At 67.5% G+C, this 14,294-nt stretch carries 15 protein-coding genes; 4 read left to right on the forward strand and 11 right to left on the reverse strand.

The features are described 5' to 3' along the window. Nucleotides 1-11 precede the first annotated feature (11 nt). The 4 genes from PNI01S_RS22650 to PNI01S_RS22665 form a co-directional block, all read right to left on the reverse strand. Nucleotides 12-713 carry a YebC/PmpR family DNA-binding transcriptional regulator gene (locus PNI01S_RS22650; protein WP_024764403.1) on the reverse strand — a complete coding sequence of 234 codons (702 nt, stop codon included), beginning with the start codon at nt 711-713 and terminating at the stop codon, nt 12-14. An 87-nt stretch (nt 714-800) separates the two neighbouring features. Further along, nucleotides 801-1,226, reverse strand: a complete 426-nt coding sequence (locus PNI01S_RS22655) for a PaaI family thioesterase (RefSeq protein ID WP_084359232.1) — start codon at nt 1,224-1,226, stop codon at nt 801-803. Further along, complete coding sequence (locus tag PNI01S_RS22660; RefSeq protein WP_159457351.1) at nt 1,223-2,023, reverse strand: RNA polymerase sigma factor; 801 nt, start codon at nt 2,021-2,023, stop codon at nt 1,223-1,225. Before PNI01S_RS22660 ends, PNI01S_RS22655 begins: the two co-directional genes overlap by 4 nt. A gap of 77 nt (nt 2,024-2,100) precedes the next feature. Beyond that, nucleotides 2,101-3,489: an aminotransferase-like domain-containing protein gene (locus tag PNI01S_RS22665; protein WP_084359236.1), complete on the reverse strand. Its 1,389-nt coding sequence runs from the start codon at nt 3,487-3,489 to the stop codon at nt 2,101-2,103. Nucleotides 3,490-3,661: 172 nt separating this feature from the next. Between PNI01S_RS22665 and PNI01S_RS22670 the strand changes: the two genes are divergently transcribed. Continuing rightward, nucleotides 3,662-4,435: a class II aldolase/adducin family protein gene (locus tag PNI01S_RS22670; RefSeq protein WP_084359238.1), complete on the forward strand. Its 774-nt coding sequence runs from the start codon at nt 3,662-3,664 to the stop codon at nt 4,433-4,435. An 82-nt stretch (nt 4,436-4,517) separates the two neighbouring features. Beyond that, on the forward strand, nt 4,518-5,546 hold the full coding sequence (locus tag PNI01S_RS22675) for an ABC transporter substrate-binding protein (protein WP_037010567.1): 1,029 nt from the start codon (nt 4,518-4,520) through the stop codon (nt 5,544-5,546). A 165-nt stretch (nt 5,547-5,711) separates the two neighbouring features. Here PNI01S_RS22675 and PNI01S_RS22680 read toward each other — a convergent pair whose 3' ends face one another. Beyond that, on the reverse strand, nt 5,712-6,338 hold the full coding sequence (locus PNI01S_RS22680; protein WP_084359240.1) for a class I SAM-dependent methyltransferase: 627 nt from the start codon (nt 6,336-6,338) through the stop codon (nt 5,712-5,714). Nucleotides 6,339-6,469: 131 nt separating this feature from the next. On the opposite strand from PNI01S_RS22680, the gene PNI01S_RS22685 reads away from it, so the two are divergent. Together PNI01S_RS22685 and PNI01S_RS22690 are read left to right on the forward strand one after the other, a co-directional pair. Beyond that, on the forward strand, nt 6,470-7,189 hold the full coding sequence (locus tag PNI01S_RS22685) for a 2OG-Fe(II) oxygenase (RefSeq protein ID WP_084359243.1): 720 nt from the start codon (nt 6,470-6,472) through the stop codon (nt 7,187-7,189). Between the two features lie 39 nt (nt 7,190-7,228). After that, entirely contained in the window at nt 7,229-7,582 is a 354-nt protein-coding gene (locus tag PNI01S_RS22690) for an SH3 domain-containing protein (protein ID WP_024764411.1), read from the forward strand. Nucleotides 7,583-7,594: 12 nt separating this feature from the next. On the opposite strand, the gene PNI01S_RS22695 is transcribed toward PNI01S_RS22690, so the two are convergent. The 6 genes from PNI01S_RS22695 to PNI01S_RS22720 form a co-directional block, all read right to left on the reverse strand. Beyond that, a complete protein-coding gene (locus PNI01S_RS22695) occupies nt 7,595-9,055 on the reverse strand; it encodes a mechanosensitive ion channel domain-containing protein (protein WP_024764412.1) in 1,461 nt (486 codons plus the stop codon). Between the two features lie 61 nt (nt 9,056-9,116). Next, nucleotides 9,117-9,734 (reverse strand): lipopolysaccharide core heptose(II)-phosphate phosphatase PmrG, encoded by a 618-nt coding sequence (gene pmrG, locus PNI01S_RS22700; RefSeq protein WP_084359245.1) that lies wholly within the window; start codon nt 9,732-9,734, stop codon nt 9,117-9,119. A gap of 135 nt (nt 9,735-9,869) precedes the next feature. Next, nucleotides 9,870-10,829: an HlyD family secretion protein gene (locus PNI01S_RS22705; protein ID WP_084359247.1), complete on the reverse strand. Its 960-nt coding sequence runs from the start codon at nt 10,827-10,829 to the stop codon at nt 9,870-9,872. After that, nucleotides 10,830-11,036: a DUF1656 domain-containing protein gene (locus tag PNI01S_RS22710; RefSeq protein WP_037010560.1), complete on the reverse strand. Its 207-nt coding sequence runs from the start codon at nt 11,034-11,036 to the stop codon at nt 10,830-10,832. After that, nucleotides 11,026-13,191 (reverse strand): FUSC family protein, encoded by a 2,166-nt coding sequence (locus tag PNI01S_RS22715; protein WP_084359249.1) that lies wholly within the window; start codon nt 13,189-13,191, stop codon nt 11,026-11,028. The genes PNI01S_RS22710 and PNI01S_RS22715 overlap by 11 nt, the downstream gene beginning before the upstream one ends. Nucleotides 13,192-13,292: 101 nt before the next feature. Next, the gene (locus PNI01S_RS22720; RefSeq protein WP_024764416.1) at nt 13,293-14,198 is read right to left on the reverse strand and encodes a LysR family transcriptional regulator; all 906 of its coding nucleotides are present in this window, start codon (nt 14,196-14,198) and stop codon (nt 13,293-13,295) included. Nucleotides 14,199-14,294 lie beyond the last annotated feature (96 nt).

The following is a 14,294-nucleotide window of genomic DNA, read 5'->3' on the forward strand; positions in this document are numbered from 1 at the left end:
CCCGTTCTGCGTTACGCCAGGCCGACGTAAAGGTTCTGCACGTCGTCGTTGCCGTCCAGTGCGTCGAGGAAGGCTTCGACTTCCTCCAGTTCCGCGCCGGACAGGCTGACCGGGTTCTTCGCCTTGTAGCCGAGCTTGGCCGAGGCAACGGTGAAGCCGTGCTCGGGCAGGGCGCGGCAGACGGCGTCAAGGTCGGTGGAGTCGGTGAGGAACAGGGTGTCGCCGTCTTCCTCGCCCGGCTCGAAGTCCTGGGCGCCGGCCTCGATGGCGGCCAGTTCCGGGTCGGCGTCAGCGCTGGCCGGGGTGGCCTCGACCAGGCCCAGGTAATCGAAGTCCCAGGCTACCGAGCCGGAGGCGCCGAGCTGGCCCTTGCGGAACAGCACGCGGATTTCCGCGATGGTGCGGTTCACGTTGTCGGTCAGGCACTCGACGATCACCGGCACGCGGTGCGGCGCGAAGCCTTCGTAGACCACGCGCTCGAAGGTGGCGGCGCCGTCCAGCAGGCCGGCGCCCTTCTTGATCGCGCGCTCCAGGGTATCGCGGGGCATCGAGGCCTTCTTCGCCTGCTCGACGACCAGGCGCAGTTTCGGGTTCATGTCCGGGTCGGCGCCATTGCGCGCGGCGATCATGATTTCCTTCGACAGTTTGCCGAACACGCGGCCCTTGGCGTTGGCGGCGACTTCTTTATGTTTGGCTTTCCACTGGGCGCCCATAGTGATCTCTTGCTGGCGGTTGCTGATGGGCGGCAAGTCTAAGGCCTTGCGCGGACTCTGGCGATATTTGCGGCGATATCCGGCGGCTCAGCGCTGCGCCGGCACCGCGAACACCGCGCTGGCCTGGGCGACCACCTTGTCGTCCACCGACAGTAGCGCATTGGCGAAAGCCATCTGCCTGCCGCGCCGGCTGTGCAGCAGGCGGATGCTCAGCCAGTCGCCGACCTGGGCGCTGGAAACGTAGTCCAGGGTCAGGCTGGCGGTGACCAGCGGCTGTGGTGGTTGGCCGGAGAAGGCCATGACGTAGCCCATGCCGATGTCCGCCAGGGTAGCGAGAATGCCGCCATGCACGCCGCCGCGGCTGTTGGTGTGGCGTTCGTCCAGCAGCAGGCCCAGTTCCAGCGAATCGCCTTCGCCACGCACCAGGAAGGGACCGAGCAGGTCCAGCAGCGGGTTGCGCCGTTGCAGTGGCTGGAAGCCCTCGGGATAGCCCAGATCGGCGAAAGCGTTCATTGCCAGCCTCCGGTGTGCTGCTGCAGCACGGCGCGCACGGTTTCGATCACCCGTTGCGGCACCTGGTAATCCGGGTGCGCGCGGAATACCGCCGCTGCGTCGGCCAGGCGGGTGAGGGCAAGCAGTTCGCTTTCGGCCTTGCGGGTGTCGTTCACGCCGGCCGGCAGGGCCAGCGCCTGGCGCTCGCAGGAGCAGGGCGCCTGGGGATTCACCAGAGCGCAATGCTGTTGCATGAAGTCGTCCAGCCGCTGGCGCGCCCGTGACAGGCGCTTGCGGTAGGTCGCCGGTTCGACCTCCAGCACGGCGGCGGCGGTTTCCGAATCCAGGCCGAAGGCGATATCCAGCACGTAGGCCAGGCGCTGTTCACGCTCCAGGCACATCAGCATGCCCTGGGTGCAGGCCAGTGCGATGCGTTCGGCGGCCAGCTTGTCCGCTGGCTCCAGCGGGCGCTCGTTGACCTGGGCCAGACGCAGGCCGAGGTCGAGCTTGTCGGCCAGGGCGTCCAGCGACACGGTGGGCGTCTCGCGGACCTTGGTGCGCGCGGTCAGCAGTGCATTGCTGGCGATGCGGAAGGCCCAGGTGGAGAACTGGCTGTCGCCACGGAAGCTGGCGAGGTGCGTGGTGATGCGCAGGAGGATTTCCTGGCTGGCGTCCTGGGCGTCTTCGCGGCGGCCGAGGATGCGCAGGGCGAGGTTGTACACCGGCGCCTGCAAGGCCAGCAGCAGTGCGTCGAGGGCAGCGGGTTCGCCCTGCCGGGCGCGTTGCAGTTGCTCGGGTTCGATGGCTGGGAATTTCACGGTGTCCTCCTGACGTGGCCGGGGAAATTCCGGCTCTTCTTCCTTGGACTTGGCTGCCGCGAGTTTTGTGACCGTCTTCAGCCCTGCCGGGAAAGAAAAGCGTACAGCCGCTCATCCAGGGAATGCGCCACGTTGAAGCGCATCCACGGCACGCTGCGGCCATCGGGCATGAACAGCTGGCCGGGGAACAGCAGGATCTTCGCTTCCTTGGCGCGGCTGGCGAGCAGGGTGGCATCGTCCACCGCGCGGTGCCGGGCCCAGAGGAACAACCCGGCGCGGGGTTCGTGGAAGACTTCCAGGCCGGCCGCTTCCAGGCGCCGCGCCACGCTGTCGTGGGCTTCGCCAAGCTGGTCGCGCAACTGCCGTACGTGCTTGCGGTGGCGGCCTTGCAGGAGGACGTCCAGGGCCAGGGTTTCGGTGAGTTCCGAGCTGGTCAGGCCGCTGACCATCTTCAGCGGCACCAGCTCTTCGATCAGCTCCGGGTGGGCGGCGATGAAACCGGTGCGCAGTGCCGGTGCAATGACTTTCGACAGGCTGCCGATGTAGATCACCCGCGCCAGCTGGTCGAGGTTGGCCAGCAGCATCTGGCCGGCCGGGTCGAGGTCGGCGTAGATATCGTTCTCGACGATGAGGAAATCGTACCTTTCCGCCAGTTGCAGCAGGCGGTGCGCGGCGGCCAGGGACAGGCTGCCGCCCGTGGGGCTCTGCAGGCGCGCCTGGGTGAAATAGACCTTAGGCCGGTTCTCGCGGGCCAGTTGCTCCAGGCGGTCGAGGTCCAGCCCGTCGGCGCTGCGCGGCACGCCGAGCAGTTGCGCACCTTGCAGGCGCAGGTTGAGGAACAGGTTGTGGTAGCCGGGTTCGTCCACCAGCACCGGATCACCACGCTGCACCAGGTAGCGTACGGTGAGGTCCAGCGCCTGGCTGGCGCCGGCGGTCAGCAGGATCTGCTCGGGATTGGCGGCGACGCCGGCGTCGCCCATGCGGTCGGCGAGCTTGCCGCGCAGCTTCAGGTTGCCTTTGCTGTGGCCGTAGTTGCCGAACTGCGTCGGCTCTTCCCGCGCCAGGCTGCGCAGCCCGCGCTGCAGGCCTTCGCCATCCAGCCAGTGTTCCGGCAGCAGGCCGACGCCGGGGCGAATCTCCATGCCCAGCGGCTGGAAGACCTTGTGCAGCAGCAGGTGCGCGTCGAAGTCGAATTCCGTCGGTGCCTCGGCGCTGGCGCTGTCCTCGAGCGCCGGGCCGCGCACGTAGAAGCCGGCATTGGGTACCGCGTTCAGGCAGCCGCGCGCCACCAGCCGGTCGTAGGCCTCGACCACGGTGAAGTGGCTGACGCCGTTGGCCTGGGCGAACTTGCGGATCGAGGGCAGCTTGGCGCCTGCACGCAGGCGCTGCTCGTCGATGGCCTGGGCGATGCCGTCGACGATCTGGGTGACCAGGGGAGTGTCCGAGGTGGGGTCGAGCAACAGCATCCGAGGGTCCGATTCTGGTGAGGAAGGATCTGTACAGGTCGGTGGACCATAACAGCACTGCAAATTCTCCAGGGTGCCTGTGCATGGTGCGGGCGGGGCGCGCCCAGCACACTCGGTCCCAGACGGCGGCAATACGCCGCACAGCCTGACAGAACAACAAGGACCACCCGTCATGCGTGACACAGCTTACAACATCGATCCGTCGAGTATTTCCGCCGAAGAGTGGCAGGCCCGCTGCGACCTCGCCGCGCTGTATCGCCTGATCGCGCACTTCCGCTGGACCGACCACATCGACACCCACATCTCCGCACGGGTGCCGGGCGAGAAGGGCCACTACCTGATCAACCGCTACGGCGTGCTGTTCCACGAAATGCGCGCCTCCGACCTGGTCAAGGTCGACCATGCAGGCGATGTCATCGATCCACGCTTCGGCCCGAAAAGCGTCAATCGTGCCGGCTTCAACATTCATTCCGCGGTACACGCCGCCCGCGAAGACGTGGCCTGCGTGATCCACACCCACACCGCCGCCGGCATCGCGGTGTCCGCCCAGGAAGACGGCCTGCTGCCGATCAGCCAGCACGCGCTGAAGTTCTACAACCGCCTGGGCTACCACGACTACGAAGGCATCGCCCTGGACCCGGACGAGCGCTCGCGCCTGGTCAACGACCTGGGCAGCCACATGGTGATGATCCTGCGCAACCACGGCCTGCTGGCCACCGGGCGCTGCATCGCCGAAGCCTTCAACCAGATCTACTTCCTCGAGCGCGCCTGCCAGGCGCAAGTCCAGGCCCTGGCCGGCGGTCGCCAATTGCGCTACCCGGCGCCCGCGGTATGCGAGCGCGTTGCCGTGCAGGAAGAAGAAGCGCTGGTCGACGGCCTGCACCTGCTGGCCTGGGAGTCAGCGCTGCGCCTGATCGAGGACGGTGAGGCGGTCTACCGCACCTGACCCTGTTATCGTGCCCCGGTCCGCAGAGGCCGGGCGCCTGCGTGCTTAAGCAATCTGCCAACAACAAAGCCAAGAGGTGGAAATGAAGAACCCGATTCTGGGAGCCCTGCTCATGGGCGTGGCGTCCGGCGCCATGGCTGCTGACCTGACCGTGATCTCCTTCGGCGGCACCAGCAAGGATGTACAGACCGAAGCCTTCTACAAACCCTTCGAGAAGAAGGAAGGCATGAAGGTGATCGCCGGCGAGTACAACGGCGAAATGGGCAAGATCAAGGCGATGGTCGACACCGGCAGCGTCAACTGGGATGTCGTCCAGGTGGAAGGCCCGGAGCTGCTGCGCGGCTGCGAGGACGGCCTGTTCGAGCAGCTCGACCCGGCGGTACTCGGCAAGGCCGAGGACTACGTGCCCGGCACCCTCTCCGACTGTGGCGCCGGCCTGCTGGTCTGGTCGATGGCCATGGTCTACGACGGCAAGCGCTTCGCCAACGGCCCCACCGGCTGGACGGACTTCTGGGACACCAGGAAATTCCCCGGCAAGCGCTCGCTGCGCAAGGGCGCCAAGTACACTCTGGAGATCGCCCTGCTGGCCGACGGCGTGAAGAAGGAAGACCTGTACAAGGTGCTGGCGACGAAAGAAGGCGTGGACCGCGCGTTCAAGAAGCTCGATGAGATCAAGCCGTCGATCCAGTGGTGGGAGTCCGGCGCGCAGCCGATGCAGTTCATCGCCAGCGGCGACGTGGCCATGAGTACCGCCTACAACGGCCGCGCCTTCGCCGCCCAGGAAGAGGGCGCGCCGATGAAGGTGGTGTGGAATGGCAGCCTGTATGCCATCGACTCCTGGGCGATCCCCAAGGGCAGCCCGAACAAGAAGGCCGCCGAGGACTTCATCGCCTTCTCGCTCCAACCCGAACAGCAGAAGATCCACACGGTGAAGCTGGGCTACGGCTCGGTGAACCTGGGGACTACCAAGCTGCTCGATCCGAAGCTGGTGGAGCGCCTGAACACCGCACCGGCGAACCTCGAACAGGCTGTCCCGGTGAACTTCGAGTTCTGGGTCGACCACGGCGAGGACCTGGAGCAGCGCTTCAACGCCTGGGCGGCGAAGGGCTGACCGCAGCGGCGCGGGTAATACTGCCCGCGCCGTCCAGATGAGAGCGTCTGGTCTTCGGCCGGACGTCAGGCGGGTTCGCGAGCAAGCCCACTCCTACACGGTTGCAACGACATTGGCCTGGAGGAGCGAGCTTGCTCGCGAATCACTTCCGGCTGCTGTAAGCCGTCAAACCTTGCGCCACACACTCGCCAGCCAGGGCTGCTGCTCGCGCGGCAGGCCGGTGGGGCGGTAGTAGTGTTCCAGCTCGCGGAATCCCGCGGCTTCCAGCAAGCGCGTCCAGTTCTGCAGATCGTGGTAGGAGCCATAGCGCCCGCCATTCCAGCCCTCCTGATTCTCCCCGCGCGGGTTGGAGCTGAACAGCACGCCACCCGGCTTCAGCGCTGCCTGCAACTGGCCGAGCACCCGTGGCAGTTCACTGCGCGGGACGTGGAACAGGCTGGCATTGGCATAGATACCGTCGAAGCGCTCGGCGGGCAGGTCGAGAGCCAGGAAGTCCTGCTGCCAGACCTCGCAGCCGCTGGTCTCGCGGGCCATGGCGACGAAGTCGGCGCAGCCGTCCAGGCCGACTGGCTCATGTCCCAGGCGCTTCAGTGCACACAGGTCACGCCCAGGACCACAGCCAAAGTCGAGCAGGGCGAAGGGCGCATCGCCCTGGATATGCCGCAGCAGCGCGGCGATGTTTTGGGTGACATCGTGGTCCCAGGTGCTTTCGCGAAACGCTTCGGCGCGCTCCTGGTAATGCTGCAGGGTCACGCGGGAAATGTCCCGCAGGATCGGGTCTTCGGGGGGCATGGCCGTGTTCGATCGAGAATGAGTGGTTGATTCTACAATGCGTCGCTGCGGGGCAGTTTGAAAGTCGGCCTCGGGGCGCGCTGGGGCAGGGGCGAACCTAGACTGGAGCCTGGTTTCCACGGACCTTCAAGATGCCCGTCATCCCCATCCTTGCCCATCGAATCGCTGCCCTGGACTGGCCGCTGCTGGCTGGGCGCCTTGACGCCGACGCCCATGCATTGATCCCGGGCCTGCTCGACAAGGCGCAATGCGAAGCCCTGCGCGCGCTCTACGACCAGGACGAGCCGTTTCGCAGCCGGGTGATCATGGCCCGGCACAACTTCGGCCTCGGTGAGTACCGTTACTTCGCCTATCCCTTGCCGGTACTGCTGCAGGCGTTGCGCGGAGCCTTCTATCCGCCACTGCGCGCCATCGCCAACTGCTGGCACGAGCGCATGGGTACCGGTATCCATTACCCGCCGGAGCACGCCGGCTTCCTCGCTCACTGCCATGCCGCCGGGCAGCGGCGGCCGACGCCCTTGCTGTTGCGCTACCGCGCCGGCGATTACAACTGCCTGCACCAGGACCTGTATGGGGAGCTGGCTTTCCCGTTGCAGGTGGCGATTCTGCTGTCGCAACCGGGCGAGGAGTTCGAGGGCGGCGAGTTCGTCCTCACCGAGCAGCGGCCGCGCATGCAGTCGCGGGTGGCCGTGGTGCCGCTCAGGCAGGGCGATGCCGTGGTGTTCGCCGTGGCCCAGCGGCCGGTACGTGGCGTGCGCGGCTACCACCGGGTCAACCTGCGCCATGGCGTCAGCCGCCTGCATACCGGTGAGCGCTTCACCCTCGGGGTGATCTTCCACGATGCGTTGTGAGGAGTAGCATGGATCGGTCGAGGGAGCCGGGAGAGAGACATGCACTACGAAGTGATTCAACGCCACCGTAGCGAGTACCCCACGCCCATCACCTTCGCCAAGGGGGCGCCGTTGTTCGTCGGCGAACGCTACGAAGGCGCCGAGGGCTGGGAAGACTGGTACTTCTGCTCCACGCCAGGGCAGCGCGAAGGCTGGGTGCCGGCGCAGGTGTTCAACATGACCGCGCCAGGCGCCGGGGTGGCGATGGAGGACTACACCGCCCGCGAACTCGACGTGGAGGTCGGTGAGCGGCTCGAAGGCGGCCGCGAGCTCGGTGGCTGGCTCTGGTGCGTCCGCTCCGGTGGCGAGGCCGGCTGGGTGCCGCTGGATTGCCTGCAGGAAGTCAGCGCCTGACCCGGCGACGGGTCAGGCCTTGTAGCGGCGCCCGGCGTGCTGCCTGAGCCAGGCCATCAGCCCGCGCTGCTGCACCACTGTGGGTTGCTCGACCAGCAGCGCGGCGCTGGCCTTCTGGCGGAAGTCCAGCAGGCGGCCCATGGCCTCGGCGATCTCCTGGCGGGCTTCCATGCAGGGCGCCAGGGTTTCCTTGTCGATGTAATAGGCCGCGCCGTCGCTCATGGCGGTGAATTGCGCCTGCCAGCCGGAGCCGGTGAGCACGCCGGCCTCGCCGAAGACTTCGCCCGGCCCCATGCGTCCGGCTTCGATGCTCTGGGCATCCTGGGGCAGGGTGACGCTGACGACGCCCGAGTCGATGATCAGCAGGCGGTCGCTGACATCCCCCGGCGCCAGCAGCACTTCCCCTTGCTTGAAGGGCCGGCGCTGCATGCGGCTGGCCAGTTCGTCACGCTCCTCGTCCCGCAGCGCATCGAACAGCCCCGAGCGCACCAGCAACGCCCGCGCCCGCGAGGCGCTTTCGCGCATCGGTGCGTCGGCCTCGGCCAGCAGGTTGATGCCGGCGGCCTGCAGGTGGCGGTAGGCAAGGTCGAACAACTGGTTGCGCACCTCGCGCTTCTCGCCCATGGCGGCGACGAAGCCGCTCATCTCGTATTCCACACCATCGGGCGCGGACTTGCGCACGCTGACCGCCGGCGCCGGGTTGGCCAGCAGGGCGCGGCAGCCGCCGAGGGCGTGCTCCAGCGCCTCGATCACCTTGCGCGGGCGGATGTGCGGGCTGACCGTCAGGCTCACGCTGACGCCATACAGGTTCGCCGGGCGGCTGAGGTTGAGCACCTTGGCCTTGGCGGCGAGGGAGTTGGGCACCACGGCCAGCGTGCCCTGGGAGGTCTGCAGGTAGGTGGAGCGCCAGTCGATCTCGGTGACCTTGCCCTCGATGCCGTCGATGGAGATCCAGTCGTCCAGCTGGTACGGCTTGGTGGTGTTCAGCACGATGCCGGAGAACACGTCGCTCAGGGTGCTCTGCAGCGCGAGGCCGAGGACGATGGCGACCACCCCGGAAGTCGCCAGCAGGCCCTTCACCGGTAGCTCCAGCACATAGCCGGCGGCAGCGATGATGGCGACCAGGAAGATCAGCGCGCCGACCACATCCTGCAGCAACCGCCCGCCATGGCCGATGCGCTGCACCAGCAGGAAGCCCAGCACGACCGTCAGGCAGCGCGCGGCGAACAGCCACCAGATGATCTGCACGGCGGTGGCGACCATGTGGCTGGGCAGGTCGTCCGCCCAGGGTGCGGCGCGCAGCGGGTTCATCCCGGCATTGAACAGCAGCAGGCTGAACAGCAGGAAGCCGACCAGCCGCACGGCCAGGCGCCAATGCGGATGGGCCGGGCCGACCAGCCGCCAGAGCAGCAGGTCGATCAGCAGCAGGATGGGGGCGGCGAACAGTGGGTGGCTAGTGAGCAGGGCGGGCATCGAGCCTCTCCTTGGAGCGATCGCAAGAAGATGGCACAGAAAGCGCTTTCTGGCAGCGGCCTCAGCTCGGGTTGTGCGGGTTCACCAGCTTCAGCCATTCATCGGTCTCGACTTCGCCGGCGATGCGCAACCGCGGCTGGGCCTCGTCGAACAGCACCAGGGCGCTGCCGTACTCGGGCGTGTCGGTCTCGCGCACCTTGAGGTTCTCGCGCAGGAGGTCGAAGCATTCGCTGTGGGTGACCAGCACCAGGTTGCGGTGCTCGGCCTTGTGTTCGCGGATCTGCGCGGCGAGGTCGCCGTCCTTGCAGGTGAGCAGCCAGTCCTGGCGCGCCACGCTGCGGTCGAACATCAGGTCGGCGGTCTGCATGGTGCGGTTGGCCGGGCTGCTGTAGATGTCGGTGGCGGTCAGGCCCAGGCGGGTGATGCTCTCGCCCATGCTCCGTGCCAGGGCGGCGGCACGCTCGGTGATGCCGTCGGCGGCGCCCAGGCATTCGGCGCTGGAGCGGTCGCAGCGCTCCATGTGACGGACCAGCAGGACGACTCCGCCACGGGCCCAGTTCTGTGCGAACAGGCTGCTGCTGGGCACGTCCTCCAGTGGCGAGGGCAGCGCGCGCCAGGCCACCAGGGCGAGGGTGGTGCAGGTCAGCAGGGAAGCGGCCAGAAGGCGAAGGCGGGGCAAGGGCGATCCTCGGCGGTGGCTGCCGCGCGGGATGCGGGAAGCTGGGCGCATGTTGCACCGGGCGGGTGACAATCACGCGATGGGTTGATGACGAGGCGCTGATGAAAGTTCCGCCTGCCCATCGGAAGATCGAGTCTAACGAGGGCTTTCGACCACGCTGACGGTGGCGGTGGTGCCGGCGCGCAGGCGGTCACGGCCCTTGTAGTCCGGGGCGATGGCGATGCGTACCGGGATGCGCTGGGCCAGTTTGACCCAGGTGTAGCTCGGGTTGATGTTCGCCAGCAGGCGCGCACCGGGGGCGTTCTCGCGGTCGGTGATGGCGAATGCGATGCTTTCGACGCGGCCGGCGAAGCGCTCGCCGCTCATCAGTTGCACGTTCACCGCGTCGCCCTCGCGGATGCGCGGCAGCTTGGTTTCCTCGAAGTAGCCGCCGACGTAGAAGGAATCGCTGTCCACCAGCGCCACCAGCGAGTGGCCGGCGGTGGCGTAGTCGCCGGCGCGAGTCAGCAGGTTGGTCACGTAGCCGTTCACCGGCGCCACCACCTGGGTGCGTTCCAGATCGAGGCGGGCCTGTTTCTGCGCGGCCTCGGCGAGGCTGACATTGGCTTGCGCCAGCCCCAGGTTGGCTTGCTCGCGCAGCAGTTGCGCCTCGGCCACGGTGACGTCGGTGTGAGCCTTCTCCCACTCCTCGTTGGAGATTGCCGAGCGGGCCTTGAGCGCCTTGCGGCGGACTTCCTCGCTCTGCCGCTGACGCAGCAGCGCCTGGTTGGCAGCGATGGCGGCCTGGGACTGGCCGAGCGCGGCGCGGGCGACTTCCACCGCGCGATCGGCGTGCAATACCGCCAGCTCGTAGCGCGCCGGGTCGATGCTCAGCAACAGGTCGCCCTTGCTGACGTGCTGGTTGTCCTTCACCCGCAATTCGACGATGCGCCCGGTGACGTCGGCCGAGACCGTCACCACGTCGGCACGCACCCGGGCGTCGCGGGTCCAGGGCGCACGGGTGTAGTAGGTCCAGGCGAAGAAGCCGAGGACCAGGGCGAGCGCCACGACGGCCAGGGTGATCAGCGGCGGTAGGGCTTTGCGCAGGCCGGCCATTCAGTGCAGGGCTCCCATGAGCAGGATCAGGCCGGCACAGAGGCAGGCGTAGAGCGCTCCTTCGAACAGCGCCTCGTGCCAGACCAGGCGCAACACGCCGAGTCGGCGCAGGCTCCAGTCCAGCAGCAGGAAGATCGGCAAGGCCAGCAGCAGGGCCTGGGCCAGCGGCGGCAGGTAGACCCCGCCCAATTCGATATCAACGGGCATGCAGCGCGGGTTCCCCAGGGTCGTCGTGGAAGGCGGTGGATTCGCCGTAAAGGTCGCGGAAGCGCTCCAGCAGATCGGCGGCCACCAGCAGCGCCACGCCGCTGACGAACACCGGGCGCATGGCGTCGCCGCTGGGGTAGCTGCCGAGGCTCTGCAGCTCGTCCAGCTCATTTCCCAGCTCGCGCATCGCCGGCAGCACCCGGTGCAGCGGGGCGGCGGGTGGCTGGTCGAGGCAGGCGGCGAGCTCATCCAGCAGCAGCGACAGTCGGGCGCGCAGGGTTTGCGGCAGGCCGCCGGGGTTGAGGCTCTCGCGGCGCAACTGGTGCAGCACCACGCCCAGGGTCATGCTCGCCAGGCTGCACTGGAAGCGCTCGCCGGACTGGCTGTCGCGCGCCGCCGGCAGCAGCCCGAGCATGATTGCCAGGCGATCCACCATGCGGCTCTCGAACAGGAAGCGGCGCGCCTCGCTGGGTTTGGACAGCAGCACCGAGCGCACCTCGGCGCGGGTCCGCCGCGACTGGCGGCGCAGGCGGGCGTCGGCGTCGAAGGGGAACACCCAGGCGTACACCAGCAGCGCCAGCACGCCGGCGCTGACATAGCCACCGGCGAACTCGAACCATTGCAGCGACGTGTTGATCCACGCGCCCTGGTTCTGCGGGCCCACCAGCAGGAAGGTTGACAGCCCCAGGCCGATGCCGATCCCGGCGGTCTGCGGATTGGCCAGGCCCACCGCGATCACGTACAGCAGCGGCGTGAGGAACAGTGCGAGCATCTCGAAGTCGCCGACGCTGGGTAGCAGAAGGAATTGCAGCAACGCCGCCGCCACCAGCGCCATAGCCAGCCCGCGCATGTACGCCAGGCTGGCCATGAGCGGGCGCGGGAAGGTGGCCAGCAGGGAGCAGAGGATGCCGATCAGGATCATCCCGGCGCGGGCGCCGTCCCAGGCGGTTTCCACCCAGATCCAGCCGGCGCAGCACAGCGCGACGAAGGCGCGGGTGGCGTTCATCGCGGCGAGGTGGAAGTCCAGGTGCAGCGCCTGGGCCTGGCTCTGCCGGTAGGTGCTGCTGCCGGGTCGGCCTTCCTGGATGGCTTCGCTGAGCTCGATCATCTCGTCCAGCTGCTGCATCAGCCGCGCCTGTTCGAATCGCAGTGCCCAGGCCAGCGAGCGCAGCGAGGCGGGCAGCCCGTCGGCCAGCTCCTCGGCCTGCCGCGCAGCAGCGTCGAAGCGCTGGCGCAGCTGGGTGATGCGTCGGCGAGTGGTATTGGGCAGGGAGCGACCGAATTCGGCCAGTTCCTCCAGACAGGCCAGTTCGTCTTCGCGCAGCCGTCGCACGGATTCGGGCAGCGGGCCGGTCAGCCGGGCTTCGATCAGCTTGCGCTGGCGCCGCAGAATGGCCAGGCGCGAGGTCATCAGCACCAGCTGGTTGGCCAGTTGCTGCACCAGTTCGTTGGCGCCGCGCAGGCGCGGGGCGTCGAAATACAGGTGGCGGCGCAACATTTCCAGGGCGGCGATCTCGCCCAGCAGTTGCTTCTGCCTTTGCTGGAAGTCCTCTTCCGGCTCCTCGCCGCGGATCACCGCAGCGGCATGCACGGCGATCAAGCGGATCAGTTGGTCGACCTTGGCGAAATACCCCCGAGCTACGCTCTGTGGGCGAGCGAAGAACAGGCTGACCAGAGTGACGCAGGCGACGCCGAGCAAGGTCTCGGTGACGCGGGTGATGGCCAGGGTGTAGGTGGATTCGGGCGCCGGCTGGGCCAGCAGGGCGACTATCACAGCGGTGAAGCCGCTGAGCACGAAGGCATGGGAATGTGTGAAGCGCATCAGCGTGCCGCCGGCCGTGCAGATCGCCAGCCACAGCGCCAGGGTGACGATGAAGGGCAGGGGCGCCTGGGGGAACAGCGCCATGATCGCCACCGCGACCATGGCGCCGATGGTGGTGCCGATCACCTGGGCGAAGCTCTTCTGCAGCGTCATGCCGGCCAGCGGGGTGCTGATGATGACGACCGTCATGGTCGCCCACTTGGGCTGGTCGAGGTCGAGCAGGAACGCCAGGTACAGCGTCAGCAGGCCCGCGACTACGGTGCGCAGGGCAAACAGCAGGGTGTCGCGGCCGGGATGGATGATGGCGCGCAGGTACAGCAGCATGGGTGACATGCCGGGCCCTCGATCTTGGCGGGAGGACGCCCGTCGATGCGGTGCGTCGCGAACCCTGTTCAGTGTGGTCGAGGTTTTCCAGCTGTGGGAAATTTCTTAGGTCAGCCGGTGGCGTGCAGGGACTGCGCCAGGCGCTCCTGGATGAAGTCGAGGAAACACTGGATACGCAACGCCAGTTGCGAGTTGCGGTAGTACACCGCGTGGATTGGCTGGCGACGCTCACTGGTCAGCTCCGGCAGCACTCGTACCAGCCGCCCGGCACGGATGTCGTCGCAGGTCATGAAGCTGGCGAGGCAGGCGATGCCCTGGCCACCGATGGCCAGTTGGCGCAGGGTCTCGCCGCTGGAGGCGGACAGCGACGGATTGATGGTCAGGGTATCGCCACCAGCGTGACGGATCGGCCAGATGTTCAGCGCTTCGGGCTGGGTGAAGCCCAGCAGCGAGTGGCCGAGCAGCTCTTCCAGGTTGCCCGGCGTCCCGTGGCGCTCCAGGTACTGCGGCGCCGCCAGCAGGTTCAGCCGGCTGCTGCCCAGGGGGCGCGCGTGCAGGCTGGAGTCGGCGAGGTGGCCGATGCGGATGGCGATGTCGGTGCTCTGCTCCAGCAGGTCGATGTTGAGGTCGTTGGTATTGAGCTGCAGCTCGATGTCCGGGTAGCGCTCGCGGAAGGCACCGATATGCGGCACCACGGCGTGCAGCATGAAGGGCGAGGCAGCGTTGATCCGCAGGCGTCCGGCCGGGGATTGCTGGCGCAGGGCCAGGCGCTCTTCCAGGGCATCCATCTGTTCGAGGATGTGCCGGGCGTTCTCCAGGAAGAACTCGCCTTCCTCGGTCAGCTTCATCCGTCGCGTGGTGCGGTTGAGCAGGGTGGTGCCGAGTTTCTCCTCCAGCTTCGACAATGCCCGGCTCACGGCCGAGGGCGTCAGCCCCAGTTGCTCGGCGGCGGCGGTGATGGAGCCGCAGTCGATCACCGTGGCGAAGGTCTTGAGTTCGTCGGAGTGGGCTTTCATCGGTGGGCCTGTTCGGGAGCGGCGGGGTGGATGGTAGCGGCTGGCTTTTGCAGGAGCGAGCTTGCTCGCGAACCAACCTTGGCTGCGATGCGGTTC

Origin of the sequence: Pseudomonas nitroreducens NBRC 12694 (assembly GCF_002091755.1) — a bacterium.
Lineage (GTDB): Bacteria > Pseudomonadota > Gammaproteobacteria > Pseudomonadales > Pseudomonadaceae > Pseudomonas > Pseudomonas nitroreducens.

Bases quoted from the DNA above. Each gene is read 5' to 3' on its own strand.
- PNI01S_RS22685 (WP_084359243.1), top strand. From the start codon at position 6,470: ATGCCCGTCATCCCCATCCTTGCCCATCGAATCGCTGCCCTGGACTGG.
- PNI01S_RS22695 (WP_024764412.1), bottom strand. From the start codon at position 9,055: ATGCCCGCCCTGCTCACTAGCCACCCACTGTTCGCCGCCCCCATCCTG.
- PNI01S_RS22680 (WP_084359240.1), bottom strand. From the start codon at position 6,338: ATGCCCCCCGAAGACCCGATCCTGCGGGACATTTCCCGCGTGACCCTG.
- PNI01S_RS22655 (WP_084359232.1), bottom strand. From the start codon at position 1,226: ATGAACGCTTTCGCCGATCTGGGCTATCCCGAGGGCTTCCAGCCACTG.
- PNI01S_RS22690 (WP_024764411.1), top strand. From the start codon at position 7,229: ATGCACTACGAAGTGATTCAACGCCACCGTAGCGAGTACCCCACGCCC.
- PNI01S_RS22675 (WP_037010567.1), top strand. From the start codon at position 4,518: ATGAAGAACCCGATTCTGGGAGCCCTGCTCATGGGCGTGGCGTCCGGC.
- PNI01S_RS22650 (WP_024764403.1), bottom strand. From the start codon at position 713: ATGGGCGCCCAGTGGAAAGCCAAACATAAAGAAGTCGCCGCCAACGCC.
- PNI01S_RS22665 (WP_084359236.1), bottom strand. From the start codon at position 3,489: ATGCTGTTGCTCGACCCCACCTCGGACACTCCCCTGGTCACCCAGATC.
- PNI01S_RS22705 (WP_084359247.1), bottom strand. From the start codon at position 10,829: ATGGCCGGCCTGCGCAAAGCCCTACCGCCGCTGATCACCCTGGCCGTC.
- PNI01S_RS22715 (WP_084359249.1), bottom strand. From the start codon at position 13,191: ATGTCACCCATGCTGCTGTACCTGCGCGCCATCATCCATCCCGGCCGC.
- PNI01S_RS22720 (WP_024764416.1), bottom strand. From the start codon at position 14,198: ATGAAAGCCCACTCCGACGAACTCAAGACCTTCGCCACGGTGATCGAC.
- PNI01S_RS22710 (WP_037010560.1), bottom strand. From the start codon at position 11,036: ATGCCCGTTGATATCGAATTGGGCGGGGTCTACCTGCCGCCGCTGGCC.
- PNI01S_RS22670 (WP_084359238.1), top strand. From the start codon at position 3,662: ATGCGTGACACAGCTTACAACATCGATCCGTCGAGTATTTCCGCCGAA.